An 18,249-nucleotide genomic window follows, 5' to 3' on the forward strand; every position below is an offset into this window, starting at 1 on the left:
TTTTTTTTATTTCATCAAGAGTTTTTTTGAAAATTAAAAGAATTTATTGCTTTAATGTTTATTTTTTAATTTGAAAAAGGAGATATTTAGAAGTGCTATATAGTAAAAAATCAGAAAATCTTATAACAGAAAAAGAAAAAACAACAACAAATTCAAGAAAAATTAAACCACAATTACCAATAACAACATCTCTTACTGAAATATTACTAAATAATAATGAAAAACTTGTTGGTACTATTACTAGTGATCAGTATCTTAATAAAGATAACAAACAAGTACCATTATATACACTAATTAAAAGTTCAGAACCAAATAAAAAAATAAACATTAAAGCAATAAATTCTATTAAAAATGACAAACAACCAACAACAATTCTAAATAAAACCAATTCACAATCAATATAAAAATAAAATAAAATTATTAAAGATTGAAATTGAAATTTTTAATAATTTTATTTTTTATTATTTAATTCAAAGTTTATGTTTAGATTAACTACTAAAATTTATTTTCTTCTTATTTTATAGTATGATTTACCTATAAACTTAATTTTTTATTATAAAGGAGAAATAATAATGAATATACTAAAAACATATGAGATTTGAAAAAAGCAAAACTTACCGCAACACTTAAAAAAACAATTAACTACAATGTCTAAAAGTGAAATTGAAGATGCTTTTACTACAACTTTAGAATTTGGTAGAGCTGGCATGCGTGGTATTACTGGAGTTGGTACCGGCAGAATTAATGAAATTATTATTATGAAGGCAACTGTCGCATTTATTCAATATTTAAAATCTGCCTTTTCTGAAAAAGACTTACTTCGTGGTGTTATTATTGCTCATGATAATCGTCACTTTTCAGCAGAATTTACAATGTTAACAGCAAAAACTTTAGCTAAACATAAAATTCCTGTTTTTTTATTTAAAAATAATGATTTAAAACCAACACCAGTACTTTCATATAGTATTAGAAAAGTTAATGCTCTTGCTGGAATTGTTATTACAGCCAGTCATAATCCTCCTGAATATAATGGTTATAAAATTTATGATCAATATGGCTGTCAATTTCTTCCTAATGTTACCAATATAATTAGCAATAAAACGGAACAATTGCCTGATGATTTTCAATTAACATTCGATTATGATACTAACCTAATTAAAGAAGTGCCTTCAACAGTAGAAGATAATTATCGTGACGATATTAAAAATTTACAGTTTTATCCACAAGTTAAAAATCGTAACTTTAAAATTGTATTTTCTAATCTACACGGTACTAGTCGTTAATGAGTTAAACCAATTTTAGAACAATGTTTTAATTTTCACAAAAAATCTTGATATTACTTTTAATTTTAAATTAAAAGTAATATTTTTATATCAGGGGTGATTTTTTGTGACTAATAATGAATTAATTGATGTTTTAAAAAACAAAAAAGATGAAGAATTTATAAAAATTATTAGACATTTTAAAAATAGAATTAAACAAATTGAGAAAAAAGAAAAATTAGATGCAATTGATAAAAAATTTAAAGAAAAAGGAATTCAATGTCCAAATTGTAAATCTTATTTATGTGTAAAAAATGGTTTTAAGAATAATAAGCAAAAATATTTATGCAAAGATTGTAAAAGTAGCTTTGATGCTTTAAGAAATCATTTTTTACATTGAAGTCATTTATCTCATGAACAATGAGATTGAATAATTTGATTGTCATTGTTAGGTCAATCTGCTTATACTATTTCTCAATTTGCTAAAATTTCAAAAACATCAGCATGATTTAATCGTCAAAAATTTATGAAATCATCACAATTAGCAAAAACACAAAAACCATTCACAAAATTAAAAGGTAGAATTGAAATTGATGAAACTTTTATCAAAGAAATTCACAAAGGAAATTTCAAAAATCCAGATGATCCAAGAAAAAAATGAATTGAAGAAAATGCTAAAGATTTAAACTGTTGTATTGAAATGGCAATTGATGAAAATAAAAATATTTATGCTCAAACAACAAATACTAAAAGATTAACAAAAAAATGAGTACAAGAAAATTTAACATCTAAGCTTATCGAAGAAAAATCAATTATAGTTTGTGATATGCAAATACTATATGATACAGTAGCTAAACAAACAAAATGTACTCTCAAGAAATTTAAATCAAAAGAAAATAAAGAATTAAATTATAAAAATTTAAGTAATATCAGTAAAATACAATCAAGTTTAAAAGAATTTATTACTCATTATCATGGCATTGGATTTACCAATATTCAAAATTACCTCAATTTATGAAAATTTAAATACCAACATTATAAAATATCACCTTATGCAAAATCTGAAGCATTATATTTCAGTTTGTAAAAAAAATAAATCCCAAAATTAAATAAAATCAAATTTTAGGCCAGGTTGATTATTTTTTTTATTTCATCAAGAGTTTTTTTGAAAATTAAAAGAACAATGCGGTTATGAAATTATTTTAGTAACAGAGCAAGCTAACTATGATCCTGATTTTAAAGGTGTAGTAAAAGAATCAGCATATAAATTCAATAACATACCTAGTTTTGAAACTGTAATTTTGTGTTTGATTTAAATACATGCGAGGATAATTTCCTAGGTAGGCTGTTATCTCCATTTATGTGATAAAATTTAAAAATAGTACATAAAGGGATAAAAGCCTAAAAAATATATTATAATACTTTCCTAACAAAATAAAATTAAATAAAATTTAAATGATTAACAAAAAAATAAAAAATAACACTATCACTATTTATTTTAACTATTTTGGTTATATTTACATCTTTAACCTTAATAAATTTTTTTAACATAAAAAATGATATAAAATATATTCCTTCTTTCTATAATTATTATCGAAAACAAGAAATAATAACAAAAGAAAATGGTTTTAATTTAATAAAAGAACATGGTCTAATTTATATGTTAACTAATAATAAATTATATTTTTGTAAATATTACCTCTTCCAAAATATTGTTGAAAACTATAATCTTAAATCATTAGTACAACTAAAAATTGGAATTGTTTTTGCTATAATTTTAAGTCCAATTTTATTATTTATAACTATATTACTAATCTTTTTAAATATTTATTTAAAAATAAAAAAAGCAGATAATAACTTTTGAGATGCTATTGAAAATTGTGAAATTATTAATAATTACTATGTTCATTAATTTTTTATTTATTATTAGAAATTAAAGTAAGAAATTTAAAAACTATTGATTATATTTATTATTTAATATAGTAAGCATAGATAAAATTATATGCTTACTATAAATTTTTAATTACTCTTGATAAAATTAATTGAATATTATCATTATAAATTTCTACCTTTCCTTCCATTAAAATTACTTTATTAACTTGTAAATATTCTTGGTATATTTGATATAACTTTTCAAAAACCGTTACTTCAATAACATTACTATCATTTTGCATTTCAAAAAAAGCCATTAATTTTTTAGTTTTAGTTTTAATTACTCTAATATTATTGATAACTCCATATACTCTAACATGTTGATCAACATAATTATTAATATATGCTAAATCAATAGCTTTATTATGAGGATCTAATTGCTCTTTTCATAGTAATTTAGGATTATATTTTAAATAAAGTCCTAATGCACGATGTTCATTAATACTATTATTATTTCAATCATCTTCTCTTTGTAACATAATTGGTTTAGAAATTAAATTAAAATTTAATGATAATTCGCCACTAGTTTCATCTTTTACCCGCACCATATTTGCATATTCTAATGCAGCATCCAAGTTTAATAATAACATTGTTCGATTTGATTGAATATCATCTAACGCACCAGCAGCAATTAAATGTTCAATGTTTTTACGATTCAAACCAATAAATATTGCCCGAGCACAAAAGTTAAAAAAATCTTGAAAAAATCCATTACTAGTACGTTCTTTAATAAGATTACTACAACTACCTTGACTCATTTGCTTAATTGCTTGTAAACTATAACGAATAGCTTTTTTAGCACCATCAATTAAAAAATCAATGCCAGAAAATTGAATTGATGGTGGTAAAACTTTAATTTGATATTTTTGACATTCATTCAAATATTGTAACATTTTTTGATCATTACCAATAACACTACTTAATAACGACACCATAAATGCCAATGGATAATTTGCTTTTAAATAAACTAAATAATAACTAATTAATGAATAAGCGACAGCATGAGATCGATTAAATCCATAACCAGCAAATTTTTCAATATCTTCTCATATTTTCTTAACAACTCTTGGTGAATAACCTCTATTAACAGCACTTTTAATAAATGAGTTTGCTTGTTCTTTCATAACTGTAGTATCTTTTTTACTAATTGCACGACGAATTAAATCAGCTTTTCCTAATGAATAACCAGCAATTTTCTGTAAAATTAATAATATTTGTTCTTGATAAATAATAATGCCATAAGTTGATGCTAAATAAGGTTTTAAATCTTCATGAATATACGTAACTTTTTGTTTTCCTAATTTACGATTAATATAATCTTGAATGTACTCTTGTGGTCCAGGACGAAATAAAGAAGAACTAGCAATAATATCTTCTAAGTTATCAACTTTCATTTTAATTAAAATTTGACGCATTCCTGAAGATTCCAATTGAAAAATACCGGTTGTATCACCATTTTTAATAATGTTAAAACTTTTTTCATCATTTAAAGGAATTTGAGATAATTTTAAATTTAAAAAATAATGTTTGCTTACTTGTTGTAAAATATTTTGCAAAATAGTTAAATTACGTAATCCTAAAATATCCATTTTTATTAAACCAAGAGCTTCTAGGGTTTGCATTGGAAATTGCGTTTGATAAATACCTTGAAATCCTAGTTGTAATGGAATAGCCGTAACTAACGGTGCTCTTGTAATAACGATTCCTGCTGCATGAGTACTAGTTTGTCGTGGAAAACCAAGAATTTCTTTGGTTAAAGTAAACAATAAAGGATACTTATTTGCATATCATGCTAATTTTGGTGATTGTTTAATAGCCATATCTATTTCAAAATTATATTGAATTGGTATTAATTTTGTCATTTCATTAATATCTTCAATATTAATTTGAAAAACTCTTCCCAAATCACGAATTGCCATTTTACTAGCAATTGTTTGAAAAGTAACAATATATGCAACATGTTCTTTGCCATATTTTTTATGAATATAATTAATAACCTCATCTCTTCTTGTATCTTCAAAATCGATATCCATGTCTGGTAATGATATTCGTTCTGGATTTAAAAATCTTTCAAAAATTAAATTATAAGCAATAGGATCAACACCAGTAATTCCTAAAACATATGCTACTAAACTACCAGCAACACTTCCTCTACCTGGTCCAACCATTATATTCTTGCTTTTTGCAAATTTAACATAATCATTAACAATTAAAAAATAATCAGCAAAACCCATTTCATTAATTACTTGTAATTCATATAAAACTCTTTTAACGTATGTTTCAGGAATTTCACGACTTTGAAAATGCGCTTCTAATCCCTGTTTACATAATTCTTGCAAATATAAATTACTAGTAAGATTATTAGGGCAAGTAAATTTTGGTAAACTTAATTCTGCACTATTTGGCTTATTTTTAGGAAATTTTAAATTACATAGTCAAATAACCTTTTCAATATTTTCAATAATTTCATTTGGATAATGTTGCATTAAATCTTGTTTAGTTTTATATAAAAACTCATTACTTTTTGATAAATCTTCTGATTTTAATGTTTTTTGTTCTTTAATAGCTTGTAAAATTTGATAAGTACGATGTTGTTTTTCATCTAAATATAAAACCAAATCAATTGGAATAATATTAGATGTAATCGATTTTAATAAAGTAATATTATCCATATCACTAGGTATTAAACCAAAATAAACTAATTCATGACCTGTTGAATTTAAAATATCATAATTATTTTTAATATATCTAATATTTTTATTATTAGCATGAATAATAACTAAAACTTCACGTGTTTGATTAAGATATTTTTTTACATTATTAGTAGTAACAATATTATTATTAGTACTAATAATAGTAGAAAGCTCTATTAATCTTTGATAACCAGCATATGAAGTTGCCATAATAGTTAATTCAACTTTATCAGTAGCACTTTCTCAAACGCAATTTAAACCAATTAATGGTTTAATATCATTCTCTATACATAAATTACAAAATTCATAAGCACCATACATTATATTTTTATCTACTAAAGATAGAACTTTTAAATTATTTTTTTTAGCAAATTCAATATAATCACTTATTTTAATAGTTGATGAAAGAAATGAATAATTAGAACGAACATTTAAATTAACTATATATTTCATACTATCCCCTACAATTCTCGAATGACTTATATTACAAGTTAATTTTAACATCATTTTATCTTGCTAGGTTATTCTTAAGTTATTGTTTTTAATACAAAACTATTTAAAACACTTAAAATCAACTTTTTTAGAAATAAAAAAAATAAATTTTATTTCTAAAATTTATATTAAAAAAGAAAAAATAAACATTATTTTTTCAATAATTAATAATAAATAATTTGGGAAAAATTATAATAGACTTGGTGCAAAACTAAGGTAATTCAAAATTATATATTCATGCTATTAAATTAAATCTTAATGCAAATCTTCGTATTTTATTGCGATATTTTAAACTTAAAATTTTAAAACGTTTTAGTTTAGCAAATACGTGTTCAATTTTAATTCTAATTTTACTTAAAGTTTTATTGTATTCTTTTTGAATTGGTGTTAATTGATTGTATTTACTTTTTTTAAATGGCAAAAATGTATTTTTATGAATATTTTGTATACCTTGATAACCTGAATCAACAAAAACTTGTTTTTCTGGATGAATAAAAGTTTTAGATTTTAGAAGCAATTTAAAATAATGAATGCTTCCAAAACAAAAAGCAGTTGAAATAATTTTTCCATTGGAAATATCAATAATTATTTGGGATTTGAGAGAATGATGTTTCTTTTTACCTGAAAAAAGTAATTTTAGTTTTTTTTAATTCTTTCAATTGGAGTTTCAGTAGCATCAATAGCTAACAAATTATTATTAGTACCTTTATTTTTTGTTAAATCTTTTTTTCCAGGTAAATTAAAAATTCCGCTTTTTATTAAAATATTTTCAATTCAAAAAATATTACGAATGCAACTAGTATGACTAATATTATATCTTTTTGCAATAACTCTATAACTACTATAGTCTTTTCAATATTCTAAAGTCATTAATAAACGCTCTTCAATTACAATTTTATTTTTTCTACCACCACAATATTTTTGTTTAGACTCAGCAATTTTTAAAATTTCAAGCATTTTATAAAATGTTTGTGGCTTTATGCCGACTAAACTATAAAATTCTTGATCATCTTTATATTTTTTCAACATAATAACTATCACCTTTAATATTAATAATAATCGTTAAATTGTTAAAATTAAAGGTTTTGCACCAAGTCTACTATGGCTTCGGGTCTTTTTTCTAATAAAAATGTAAGATTGAATTCTAATTGTTTATCATTTGAAATTATTTCATATCAAGATGATAACATAGAAAGTGTTAATCATGAATATAATCAAATGGAGAAAATAATCAAAGATAATACAGGAAGTATTAACAGAGATATTCAATCATTTAATGCTATCTTAAAGCCATATATTGATAATGTTTTTAAGAATAGAAAAGACATTTTGTTAAAAAGACAAAAAGCTTTTACTGGACTTAAAATACCCCTAAAACAAAATAAAAATATGTCAGAGACTTTTTCAATACCTATTTCCAAACCTAGAAAAAGAATAAAAATTCCTAAAGTAATAACTAAAAATAACATTAATGAATCAACGCAGATAATAGATAATAGTCTTTATGAAGAAATACTTAAAATTATTAATGATTGTTTTAATTTTCACAAAAAATCTTGATATTACTTTTAATTTAAAATTAAAAGTAATATTTTTATATCAGGGGTGATTTTTTGTGACTAATAATGAATTAATTGATGTTTTAAAAAACAAAAAAGATGAAGAATTTATAAAAATTATTAGACATTTTAAAAATAGAATTAAACAAATTGAGAAAAAAGAAAAATTAGATGCAATTGATAAAAAATTTAAAGAAAAAGGAATTCAATGTCAAAATTGTAAATCTTATTGATGTGTAAAAAATGGTTTTAAGAATAATAAGCAAAAATATTTATGCAAAGATTGTAAAAGTAGCTTTGATGCTTTAAGAAATCATTTTTTACATTGAAGTCATTTATCTCATGAACAATGAGATTGAATAATTTGATTGTCATTGTTAGGTCAATCTGCTTATACTATTTCTCAATTTGCTAAAATTTCAAAAACATCAGCATGATTTAATCGACAAAAATTTATGAAATCATCACAATTAGCAAAAACACAAAAACCATTCACAAAATTAAAAGGTAGAATTGAAATTGATGAAACTTTTATCAAAGAAATTCATAAAGGAAATTTCAAAAATCCAGATGATCCAAGAAAAAAATGAATTGAAGAAAATGCTAAAGATTTAAACTGTTGTATTGAAATGGCAATTGATGAAAATAAAAATATTTATGCTCAAACAACAAATACTAAAAGATTAACAAAAAAATGAGTACAAGAAAATTTAACATCTAAGCTTATCGAAGAAAAATCAATTATAGTTTGTGATATGCAAATACTATATGATACAGTAGCTAAACAAACAAAATGTACTCTCAAGAAATTTAAATCAAAAGAAAATAAAGAATTAAATTATAAAAATTTAAGTAATATCAGTAAAATACAATCAAGTTTAAAAGAATTTATTACTCATTATCATTGCATTGGATTTACCAATATTCAAAATTACCTCAATTTATGAAAATTTAAATACCAACATTATAAAATATCACCTTATGCAAAATCTGAAGCATTATATTTCAGTTTGTAAAAAAAATAAATCCCAAAATTAAATAAAATCAAATTTTAGGCCAGGTTGATGATTTTTTTTATTTCATCAAGAGTTTTTTTGAAAATTAAAAAACGATTGTGGAAAAGAGTTCGAAAGACTAAAAAATTCTTTTAATTTTCACAAAAAATCTTGATATTACTTTTAATTTTAAATTAAAAGTAATATTTTTATATCAGGGGTGATTTTTTGTGACTAATAATAAATTAATTGATGTTTTAAAAAACAAAAAAGATGAAGAATTTATAAAAATTATTAGACATTTTAAAAATAGAATTAAACAAATTGAGAAAAAAGAAAAATTAGATGCAATTGATAAAAAATTTAAAGAAAAAGGAATTCAATGTCCAAATTGTAAATCTTATTGATGTGTAAAAAATGGTTTTAAGAATAATAAGCAAAAATATTTATGCAAAGATTGTAAAAGTAGCTTTGATGCTTTAAGAAATCATTTTTTACATTGAAGTCATTTATCTCATGAACAATGAGATTGAATAATTTGATTGTCGTTGTTAGGTCAATCTGCTTATACTATTTCTCAATTTGCTAAAATTTCAAAAACATCAGCATGATTTAATCGACAAAAATTTATGAAATCATCACAATTAGCAAAAACACAAAAACCATTCACAAAATTAAAAGGTAGAATTGAAATTGATGAAACTTTTATCAAAGAAATTCATAAAGGAAATTTCAAAAATCCAGATGATCCCAGAAAAAAATGAATTGAAGAAAATGCTAAAGATTTAAACTGTTGTATTGAAATGGCAATTGATGAAAATAAAAATATTTATGCTCAAACAACAAATACTAAAAGATTAACAAAAAAATGAGTACAAGAAAATTTAACATCTAAGCTTATCGAAGAAAAATCAATTATAGTTTGTGATATGCAAATACTATATGATACAGTAGCTAAACAAACAAAATGTACTCTCAAGAAATTTAAATCAAAAGAAAATAAAGAATTAAATTATAAAAATTTAAGTAATATCAGTAAAATACAATCAAGTTTAAAAGAATTTATTACTCATTATCATGGCATTGGATTTACCAATATTCAAAATTACCTCAATTTATGAAAATTTAAATACCAACATTATAAAATATCACCTTATGCAAAATCTGAAGCATTATATTTCAGTTTGTAAAAAAAATAAATCCCAAAATTAAATAAAATCAAATTTTAGGCCAGGTTGATGATTTTTTTTATTTCATCAAGAGTTTTTTTGAAAATTAAAAAAAAATTCTTATCAAAAAAATCAAGAAGAAGACTTTCGTAATAACATATTATTTGTTATTAACAGTCATTTTAATGGAACAGCAACTGGTGAAACCTTTAATGTTTCTGGAAAAACAGATATATTATTAAGATATGATAACTCTAATGTTTTTATTGCAGAATGTAAAATATGAAGCGGTATTTCTCATTTTAAAAAAGCTATTGATCAATAGACTTGGTGCAAAACCTTTAATTTTAACAATTTAACGATTATTATTAATATTAAAGGTGATAGTTATTATGTTGAAAAAATATAAAGATGATCAAGAATTTTATAGTTTAGTCGGCATAAAGCCACAAACATTTTATAAAATGCTTGAAATTTTAAAAATTGCTGAGTCTAAACAAAAATATTATGGTGGTAGAAAAAATAAAATTGTAATTGAAGAGCGTTTATTAATGACTTTAGAATATTGAAAAGACTATAGTAGTTATAGAGTTATTGCAAAAAGATATAATATTAGTCATACTAGTTGCATTCGTAATATTTTTTGAATTGAAAATATTTTAATAAAAAGCGGAATTTTTAATTTAACTGGAAAAAAAGATTTAACAAAAAATAAAGGTACTAATAATAATTTGTTAGCTATTGATGCTACTGAAACTCCAATTGAAAGAATTAAAAAAAACTAAAATTACTTTTTTCAGGTAAAAAGAAACATCATTCTCTCAAATCCCAAATAATTATTGATATTTCCAATGGAAAAATTATTTCAACTGCTTTTTGTTTTGGAAGCATTCATGATTTTAAATTGCTTCTAAAATCTAAAACTTTTATTCATCCAGAAAAACAAGTTTTTGTTGATTCAGGTTATCAAGGTATACAAAATATTCATAAAAATACATTTTTGCCATTTAAAAAAAGTAAATACAATCAATTAACACCAATTCAAAAAGAATACAATAAAACTTTAAGTAAAATTAGAATTAAAATTGAACACGTATTTGCTAAACTAAAACGTTTTAAAATTTTAAGTTTAAAATATCGCAATAAAATACGAAGATTTGTTTTAATTTTCAAAAAAACTCTTGATGAAATAAAAAAAATCATCAACCTGGCCTAAAATTTGATTTTATTTAATTTTGGGATTTATTTTTTTTACAAACTGAAATATAATGCTTCAGATTTTGCATAAGGTGATATTTTATAATGTTGGTATTTAAATTTTCATAAATTGAGGTAATTTTGAATATTGGTAAATCCAATGCCATGATAATGAGTAATAAATTATTTTAAACTTGATTGTATTTTACTGATATTACTTAAATTTTTATAATTTAATTCTTTATTTTCTTTTGATTTAAATTTCTTGAGAGTACATTTTGTTTGTTTAGCTACTGTATCATATAGTATTTGCATATCACAAACTATAATTGATTTTTCTTCGATAAGCTTAGATGTTAAATTTTCTTGTACTCATTTTTTTGTTAATCTTTTAGTATTTGTTGTTTGAGCATAAATATTTTTAGGCTTTTATCCCTTTATGTACTATTTTTAAATTTTATCACATAAATGGAGATAAAAGCCTACCTAGGAAATTATCCCCACATGTATTTAAATCAAACACAAAATTACAGTTTCAAAACTAGGTATGTTATTGAATTTATATGCTGATTCTTTTGCATATAAATGAATATTGTGCTTTGAAACTCTTATGTGTGTTCGGAAAGTTCGTCGGATGTGCTTTCATGCTGATTCAATCTGGTTTGTGTTTACACCTGTTGGTGACACATACCCAACTTCATGATTTACGATTTCATGTTTGGGATAGAAGTTTTTGAAACTTACATATCCTTTCCAAGAATCCGTAAATAGACAGCACTCAGTAAAAATGTGTTTCAATGCAAATCTTAAAAGGTTTTTTTCATCTGCATTTTTCAGCACCTTCACAATTAGTTTGTTGCTGGTTTTCTCATAAACTCCAACAATCAAAGTTTTATTCAACAAGGATCTTCCTTGTTTTTTAAAACCTAAATGTGAAAGATACATTTCATCCATCTGTGCTGTGCCATCAACAATGAAACCTGCATCTTGATTGCCAATTCTAGTCCTGATTTCATGACACATTCTTCAAGCTGTTTTATAGGTCACACCAAATTCCCTTGCAACATCGGTTGCTGGTATGCCATGCTTTGTGTTTATTCATCTAAAGATGAGATAAAACCAAGATGTCATTTGGGTCTGTGACTTATAAAAAATGGTTCCATAAAGAATACTAAATGTTTGGTTACAGTTCAAACATCGTATTCTTCTCAAATCAGAAGTATTCAAACTAGAAGAAGCACACCTGATGCATTTCATTATTTTCAACTTCGCTATATATTTCAAACAATCGTTTTCAGTTTGAAATATGCTATTGAATTCATTTCAATTCATTTTTTCCTCCACACTAGTACATGTGGGGATAATTTCCTATTTTTATTTTCATCAATTGCCATTTCAATACAACAGTTTAAATCTTTAGCATTTTCTTCAATTCATTTTTTTCTTGGATCATCTGGATTTTTGAAATTTCCTTTATGAATTTCTTTGAGAAAAGTTTCATCAATTTCAATTCTACCTTTTAATTTTGTGAATGGTTTTTGTGTTTTTGCTAATTGTGATGATTTCATAAATTTTTGACGATTAAATCATGCTGATGTTTTTGAAATTTTAGCAAATTGAGAAATAGTATAAGCAGATTGACCTAACAATGACAATCAAATTATTCAATCTCATTGTTCATGAGATAAATGACTTCAATGTAAAAAATGATTTCTTAAAGCATCAAAGCTACTTTTACAATCTTTGCATAAATATTTTTGCTTATTATTCTTAAAACCATTTTTTACACATCAATAAGATTTACAATTTGGACATTGAATTCCTTTTTCTTTAAATTTTTTATCAATTGCATCTAATTTTTCTTTTTTCTCAATTTGTTTAATTCTATTTTTAAAATGTCTAATAATTTTTATAAATTCTTCATCTTTTTTGTTTTTTAAAACATCAATTAATTCATTATTAGTCACAAAAAATCACCCCTGATATAAAAATATTACTTTTAATTTAAAATTAAAAGTAATATCAAGATTTTTTGTGAAAATTAAAAAAGATTTGCATTAAGATTTAATTTAATAGCAGGAATATATAATTTTTAATTACCTTAGTTTTGCACCAAGTCTAATATATTTTTTTACATATTAAAACCAATAATATGTTAAAATCTGCATAAACTTAATACAAGTTTTCAACTTATTACTTCATTTTAAAGTAAGTGAGTTTGTTATTTTTAATCAAATAAGGAGAAAAAAATGGATATTCAAAATATTAATTTAATAAAAGCTGCTAAAATCGGTGATCTACAAGTAATTAAAAAAATAATTAAAAATGGTGGCAATGTTAATTATATATGCGATGATATAACCGCTTTAATATGAGCAGCGCAAAATGGTCATTTAGATGTAGTTAACATCTTAATAGATAATGGTGTTGATATTTATCCTGTAGTTAAAAATAGACCTGATCCTTGAATATTAAATAATATTAATGTACAAATAATTATATCCAAATATTTAAAAACAAATGGTTATTATAACTATGATAATCTTTTACTAGATACCATTGAAAATGGTGATACAGCTTTAACAATAGCTGCTAAAAACAAACGCCCAAAAATAGTTGAAAGATTAGCCTATGAAATTTATGAACAAGAAATAAAGCAACGATATAAATTTGGATTACCTACTATTCTTAATGTTACAACCAATAAAAATAATTTTGAAGTTAAATCTCTTCAAGAATTAGCAAATGAAGTACAAAAAATAACAACCAATATTGACTTTAGAGAACCAAATCCATATCAAAAATTACAAATAAATTTAAAACTTGCTCAATTAGAAATTGATAAGAAAAAAAATAAATGAAATCAATAAAAGAATTGAAAAAACAAAATTATTAGTAAATGAAATAAATGCAATTGATTTACAAAATCAAACTTCAACAAGTAATCAAAATACTTATTGTAATATTTTATAGTTTACTATTAAAAAATAACAAAAAGAGTGAAACTTCACTCTTTTTGTTATTTAAAGTAAATAAACTGCATTTATTAAAAATATTAAATTATTAATAAATTTAGGCTTTTATCCCTTTATGTACTATTTTTAAATTTTATCACATAAATGGAGATAAAAGCCTACCTAGGAAATTATCCCTGCATGTATTTAAATCAAACACAAAATTACAGTTTCAAAACTAGGTATGTTATTGAATTTATATGTTGATTCTTTTGCATATAAATGAATATTGTGCTTTGAAACTCTTATGTGTGTTCGGAAAGTTCGTCGGATGTGCTTTCATGCTGATTCAATCTGGTTTGTGTTTACACCTGTTGGTGACACATACCCAACTTCATGATTTACGATTTCATGTTTGGGATAGAAGTTTTTGAAACTTACATATCCCTTCCAAGAATCCGTAAATAGACAGCACTCAGTAAAAATGTGTTTCAATGCAAATCTTAAAAGGTTTTTTTCATCTGCATTTTTCAGCACCTTCACAATTAGTTTGTTGCTGGTTTTCTCATAAACTCCAACAATCAAAGTTTTATTCAACAAGGATCTTCCTTTTTTTTTAAAACCTAAATGTGAAAGATACATTTCATCCATCTGTGCTGTGCCATCAACAATGAAACCTGCATCTTGATTTCCAATTCTAGTCCTGATTTCATGACACATTCTTCAAGCTGTTTTATAGGTCACACCCAATTCCCTTGCAACATCGGTTGCTGGTATGCCATGCTTTGTGTTTATTCATCTAAAGATGAGATAAAACCAAGATGTCATTTGGGTCTGTGACTTATAAAAAATGGTTCCATAAAGAATACTAAATGTTTGGTTACAGTTCAAACATCGTATTCTTCTCAAATCAGAAGTATTCAAACTAGAAGAAGCACACCTGATGCATTTCATTATTTTCAACTTCGCTATATATTTCAAACAATCGTTTTCAGTTTGAAATATGCTATTGAATTCATTTCAATTCATTTTTTCCTCCACACCAGTACATGTGGGGATAATTTCCTAAATTTATTTATATTTTTTCAATATCTTTAAAACTATTTATTAAAATTTGTTCTCAATCAATTATTTGCTTTAAATCATTTTCTAAAAGTTCACATTCTTTAATCTTTGGTTGTGTAACTGGGGTTTTGGGAACAAATAATGAACAACAATCAGCGAATGGTAAAATTGATGTTTCATAAGTACCAATTTTTTTAGCAAGATTAATAATATCAACTTTATCTTCGGCAATTAAACTACGCAAAATTGGTAAATTGCTAACAATATTAATAGCATTAATACTTGCTAATGTTTGTGAAGCAACCTGACCAATCGCTTCACCAGTTGCTAATGCTTGAATTTTATATTTTTCTGCAAATAAACTAGCAATTCTAATAAACATTCTACGCATTAAAGTAATACGATAACTTTCTTTCTTAATATGACTTAATTCATTTTGCAAGTTAGTAAAATTGCAAATATATAAATTTTTACTACCAGCATTATAAGGTGCTAAAATTTGAACTAAAGTTTCTACTTTTTTTAATGCTGTTGGTAAAGTAAAAGGTGGAGTAGCAAAATGTAAATATTGAACTTGTAATCCTCGTTTCATTAATTTATATGCTGCTACAGGGGAATCAATACCACCGCTCAATAATAATAACACTTTCCTTGAACTACCTACTGGAAATCCACCAGCACCAATAATTTTATTTGCAAATAAATAAATATCATCCTTATTAACTTTGATATTTATTTTTAAATCAGGATTAGTAACATTAACTTTTAAATCTGTTTTTTTTAAAATTATAGAAGCTATAATTTTAACTATTTGTTCTGAATTTAATGAAAAACTCTTATCACTACGACTAACAAAAAGTTTAAATGTTTTAAAATTTGTTAGATCTTGACTTAAAATTAATGATATTACTTTTTCTGATAATATTTCCATATTTTTAGCAATTCTAAAAGCAGGTGATAATGAACTAATACCAAATATTTTCACCAAAATATTAATAACATCATTCATTACGTCAAGAGATAAATTAGTTAGTTCCATCCGATCATGAAAATGAATAATATTTATTTGTTTATAATCACTAAGAGCATACTTAATATTTATTTTTAATTGTTTAATAAAATCAATCCGATTTTTACTTTTAGTTGTTAATTCACCATAACGAATAATAATAATTGGTACCATTTAATTTTCCTCTTTTTTAAAATTTATTCCATTAATTCCAATAATAATGTTAATGCTTTTTGATTATGATTATTAGTGATATTATTTTCAATTTCATTAAATTTACTATTAAGTTGCTGATTAATTGAACGATGACGATTAGCATAAACAAGAGTTAAATGTGATAATTTATGAATAGTAATTTCCATTTTTAATTCAGTATAAAGATGAAAAATTTTATTTTGTAAATCATTAAATTTACTAAAAGAAGAATTATCATAATTTCCATTTTGAAAATTTAAAATAGTATCATTTATTAAATATTGTCAATCACTAAACTTTTCTTTATAAATTTCATTTAAATAATAAAAATTAATATTATTTAAAATATTATCAATTTGTAACATCATTGAATTGATTTTATCAACATAAGTTTTAAATTTAATTTTTGCTTTATTTTGTTCATTCAACAATTTATTATACTCTTTTAAACTATTAAAAACAACAATACTATTTTCAAATAACGCCGCTAATAACATCACTAATGTTTCATAACTAGTATTTTTTATTGATTTTTGATGTTCTATGATTAATAAATTATCAAAATGATTAACAGTAGCAAGTTGTTTATTAATAATAGTTTCTAAGTTAGTTATTTTGCTATTTTCTATCATTTTAGAATTAATTTTATTTGAAAGAGCAATTTCATTTTTAATAGCTTCAAATATTTCATTAAAATTAAAACTCATAACTAAAAATTTTTCATAATTTTGTTTAAAAATATTATAAAATATTTGTTCTTTATCAATTTTATTACTAAAAGTGGCAATTAATTTTAATATTTCTTGAGTGTTAACCTTAGCTTTTTTGTATTGTAAATTATTAATTTGTTTATTAATAAAACTTAACTTTTCATCAACGTTTGCTACTAATTGTTCGTATTGTAAAAGTAAAGTATTATTTATTTTTATCATTTGATATTTATTTTTTAAGGCCGCCATTTTCTGTTTAATTTCATATGTTATAATATAACGAAGTGTTGGTAAATTATCTAAAATTTCTGCCAATGTTACAACAGCAATCGCAATCTCACTTAAAATAGTAATAATTTGACTAACATTAATAGCATTAATATTTGTTTCTAATTCTTTAAACATATCATTAATTATTTTAATAACTTCATCTAATTGTTCTCGATTAAGATCGTTTTGTAAATTAATCTTGATCATTTGATCTTGTAAATAATTAAAATTTTGTTTAAAAAATAATTGATATTCTCGTAATAATTGATCAATACTAATAAAATAATCTATTTCAATTGTTAATAACTGCAATTGATTTTTTAAATTATTACTTTTATTATGCATTCTATACATTAATTTATATCTTTTTCATAATTCTTTATTATTTTGTAATTTTAAAATTTGAATATATTTTTTAAAAACCTTATTTAAATCTTTTTTTAAAAAAAGATTATAACGACTAATTCAAATCCCTAAAATAGAACTATATTGTTCATTTGTTTGTACCATTTGATTAATACGATTTAATCTTTCTTTAATATTAATATTTTGAATATATTGCAAATTTTTATAAACCATAAATTGTTTATTTTTATACGAACTAAAAATTACTAATAAACTTGTTAAAACGATAATAGTAAAAATTAATAAACTAATAATAGTTATTATAATAATTTGTGCACTAGTTAATTTATAAATTTTTATTAACATCAACATAGTTTTATTCTCCTTTCCTTATATTTTAAA

At 23.0% G+C, this 18,249-nt stretch carries 19 protein-coding genes; 9 read left to right on the forward strand and 10 right to left on the reverse strand.

What is annotated here, in order from left to right; genetic code table 4:
* Nucleotides 1-26: 26 nt before the first annotated feature.
* The 3 genes from AAHM78_RS08780 to AAHM78_RS08790 all read left to right on the forward strand — a co-directional run bounded on the left by AAHM78_RS08780 (nt 27) and on the right by AAHM78_RS08790 (nt 2,349).
* Nucleotides 27-404 carry a hypothetical protein gene (locus AAHM78_RS08780; RefSeq protein ID WP_342252875.1) on the forward strand — a complete coding sequence of 126 codons (378 nt, stop codon included), beginning with the start codon at nt 27-29 and terminating at the stop codon, nt 402-404.
* A gap of 168 nt (nt 405-572) precedes the next feature.
* Complete coding sequence (locus AAHM78_RS08785; protein WP_342252876.1) at nt 573-1,283, forward strand: hypothetical protein; 711 nt, start codon at nt 573-575, stop codon at nt 1,281-1,283.
* Nucleotides 1,284-1,389: 106 nt separating this feature from the next.
* Nucleotides 1,390-2,349, forward strand: a complete 960-nt coding sequence (locus AAHM78_RS08790) for an IS1595 family transposase (RefSeq protein WP_342252877.1) — start codon at nt 1,390-1,392, stop codon at nt 2,347-2,349.
* 922 nt (nt 2,350-3,271) lie between these two features.
* On the opposite strand, the gene AAHM78_RS08795 is transcribed toward AAHM78_RS08790, so the two are convergent.
* The 3 genes from AAHM78_RS08795 to AAHM78_RS08805 form a co-directional block, all read right to left on the reverse strand.
* On the reverse strand, nt 3,272-6,340 hold the full coding sequence (locus tag AAHM78_RS08795; protein WP_342252878.1) for a DNA polymerase III subunit alpha: 3,069 nt from the start codon (nt 6,338-6,340) through the stop codon (nt 3,272-3,274).
* A gap of 250 nt (nt 6,341-6,590) precedes the next feature.
* Nucleotides 6,591-6,965 (reverse strand): transposase family protein, encoded by a 375-nt coding sequence (locus tag AAHM78_RS08800; RefSeq protein ID WP_342255117.1) that lies wholly within the window; start codon nt 6,963-6,965, stop codon nt 6,591-6,593.
* Between the two features lie 50 nt (nt 6,966-7,015).
* Nucleotides 7,016-7,408, reverse strand: coding sequence for a transposase family protein (locus tag AAHM78_RS08805; RefSeq protein WP_342252838.1), 393 nt, complete (start codon nt 7,406-7,408; stop codon nt 7,016-7,018).
* A gap of 72 nt (nt 7,409-7,480) precedes the next feature.
* On the opposite strand from AAHM78_RS08805, the gene AAHM78_RS08810 reads away from it, so the two are divergent.
* The 3 genes from AAHM78_RS08810 to AAHM78_RS08820 all read left to right on the forward strand — a co-directional run bounded on the left by AAHM78_RS08810 (nt 7,481) and on the right by AAHM78_RS08820 (nt 10,123).
* Nucleotides 7,481-7,951 carry a hypothetical protein gene (locus AAHM78_RS08810; protein WP_342252879.1) on the forward strand — a complete coding sequence of 157 codons (471 nt, stop codon included), beginning with the start codon at nt 7,481-7,483 and terminating at the stop codon, nt 7,949-7,951.
* Between the two features lie 43 nt (nt 7,952-7,994).
* Entirely contained in the window at nt 7,995-8,954 is a 960-nt protein-coding gene (locus AAHM78_RS08815) for an IS1/IS1595 family N-terminal zinc-binding domain-containing protein (protein WP_342252880.1), read from the forward strand.
* A 209-nt stretch (nt 8,955-9,163) separates the two neighbouring features.
* On the forward strand, nt 9,164-10,123 hold the full coding sequence (locus AAHM78_RS08820; RefSeq protein WP_342252881.1) for an IS1595 family transposase: 960 nt from the start codon (nt 9,164-9,166) through the stop codon (nt 10,121-10,123).
* A gap of 99 nt (nt 10,124-10,222) precedes the next feature.
* On the opposite strand, the gene AAHM78_RS08825 is transcribed toward AAHM78_RS08820, so the two are convergent.
* Entirely contained in the window at nt 10,223-10,438 is a 216-nt protein-coding gene (locus AAHM78_RS08825) for a hypothetical protein (RefSeq protein ID WP_342252882.1), read from the reverse strand.
* Between the two features lie 56 nt (nt 10,439-10,494).
* Here AAHM78_RS08825 and AAHM78_RS08830 point away from each other — a divergent pair, with 56 nt between their 5' ends.
* Nucleotides 10,495-10,887, forward strand: a complete 393-nt coding sequence (locus tag AAHM78_RS08830) for a transposase family protein (RefSeq protein ID WP_342252883.1) — start codon at nt 10,495-10,497, stop codon at nt 10,885-10,887.
* 59 nt (nt 10,888-10,946) lie between these two features.
* On the forward strand, nt 10,947-11,318 hold the full coding sequence (locus tag AAHM78_RS08835) for a transposase family protein (protein ID WP_342255118.1): 372 nt from the start codon (nt 10,947-10,949) through the stop codon (nt 11,316-11,318).
* A gap of 164 nt (nt 11,319-11,482) precedes the next feature.
* Here AAHM78_RS08835 and AAHM78_RS08840 read toward each other — a convergent pair whose 3' ends face one another.
* From AAHM78_RS08840 to AAHM78_RS08850, 3 genes are all read right to left on the reverse strand, one after another.
* Nucleotides 11,483-11,614, reverse strand: coding sequence for a hypothetical protein (locus AAHM78_RS08840; protein ID WP_342252884.1), 132 nt, complete (start codon nt 11,612-11,614; stop codon nt 11,483-11,485).
* A 195-nt stretch (nt 11,615-11,809) separates the two neighbouring features.
* Nucleotides 11,810-12,526, reverse strand: a complete 717-nt coding sequence (locus AAHM78_RS08845) for an IS1595 family transposase (protein ID WP_342252885.1) — start codon at nt 12,524-12,526, stop codon at nt 11,810-11,812.
* Between the two features lie 44 nt (nt 12,527-12,570).
* Nucleotides 12,571-13,266, reverse strand: coding sequence for an IS1/IS1595 family N-terminal zinc-binding domain-containing protein (locus tag AAHM78_RS08850; RefSeq protein ID WP_342252886.1), 696 nt, complete (start codon nt 13,264-13,266; stop codon nt 12,571-12,573).
* Nucleotides 13,267-13,548: 282 nt separating this feature from the next.
* Here AAHM78_RS08850 and AAHM78_RS08855 point away from each other — a divergent pair, with 282 nt between their 5' ends.
* Complete coding sequence (locus tag AAHM78_RS08855) at nt 13,549-14,169, forward strand: ankyrin repeat domain-containing protein (RefSeq protein WP_342252887.1); 621 nt, start codon at nt 13,549-13,551, stop codon at nt 14,167-14,169.
* Nucleotides 14,170-14,460: 291 nt separating this feature from the next.
* Here AAHM78_RS08855 and AAHM78_RS08860 read toward each other — a convergent pair whose 3' ends face one another.
* The 3 genes from AAHM78_RS08860 to AAHM78_RS08870 form a co-directional block, all read right to left on the reverse strand.
* Nucleotides 14,461-15,177 (reverse strand): IS1595 family transposase, encoded by a 717-nt coding sequence (locus AAHM78_RS08860; RefSeq protein ID WP_342252888.1) that lies wholly within the window; start codon nt 15,175-15,177, stop codon nt 14,461-14,463.
* 151 nt (nt 15,178-15,328) lie between these two features.
* On the reverse strand, nt 15,329-16,501 hold the full coding sequence (thiI, locus tag AAHM78_RS08865) for a tRNA uracil 4-sulfurtransferase ThiI (RefSeq protein ID WP_342252889.1): 1,173 nt from the start codon (nt 16,499-16,501) through the stop codon (nt 15,329-15,331).
* Between the two features lie 23 nt (nt 16,502-16,524).
* Nucleotides 16,525-18,219 (reverse strand): hypothetical protein, encoded by a 1,695-nt coding sequence (locus AAHM78_RS08870; protein WP_342252890.1) that lies wholly within the window; start codon nt 18,217-18,219, stop codon nt 16,525-16,527.
* Nucleotides 18,220-18,249 lie beyond the last annotated feature (30 nt).

It is taken from the genome of Spiroplasma endosymbiont of Zeiraphera isertana (genome assembly GCF_964030805.1).
In the GTDB taxonomy this organism is placed as follows: Bacteria; Bacillota_I; Bacilli_A; order Mycoplasmatales; family VBWQ01; genus Spiroplasma_E.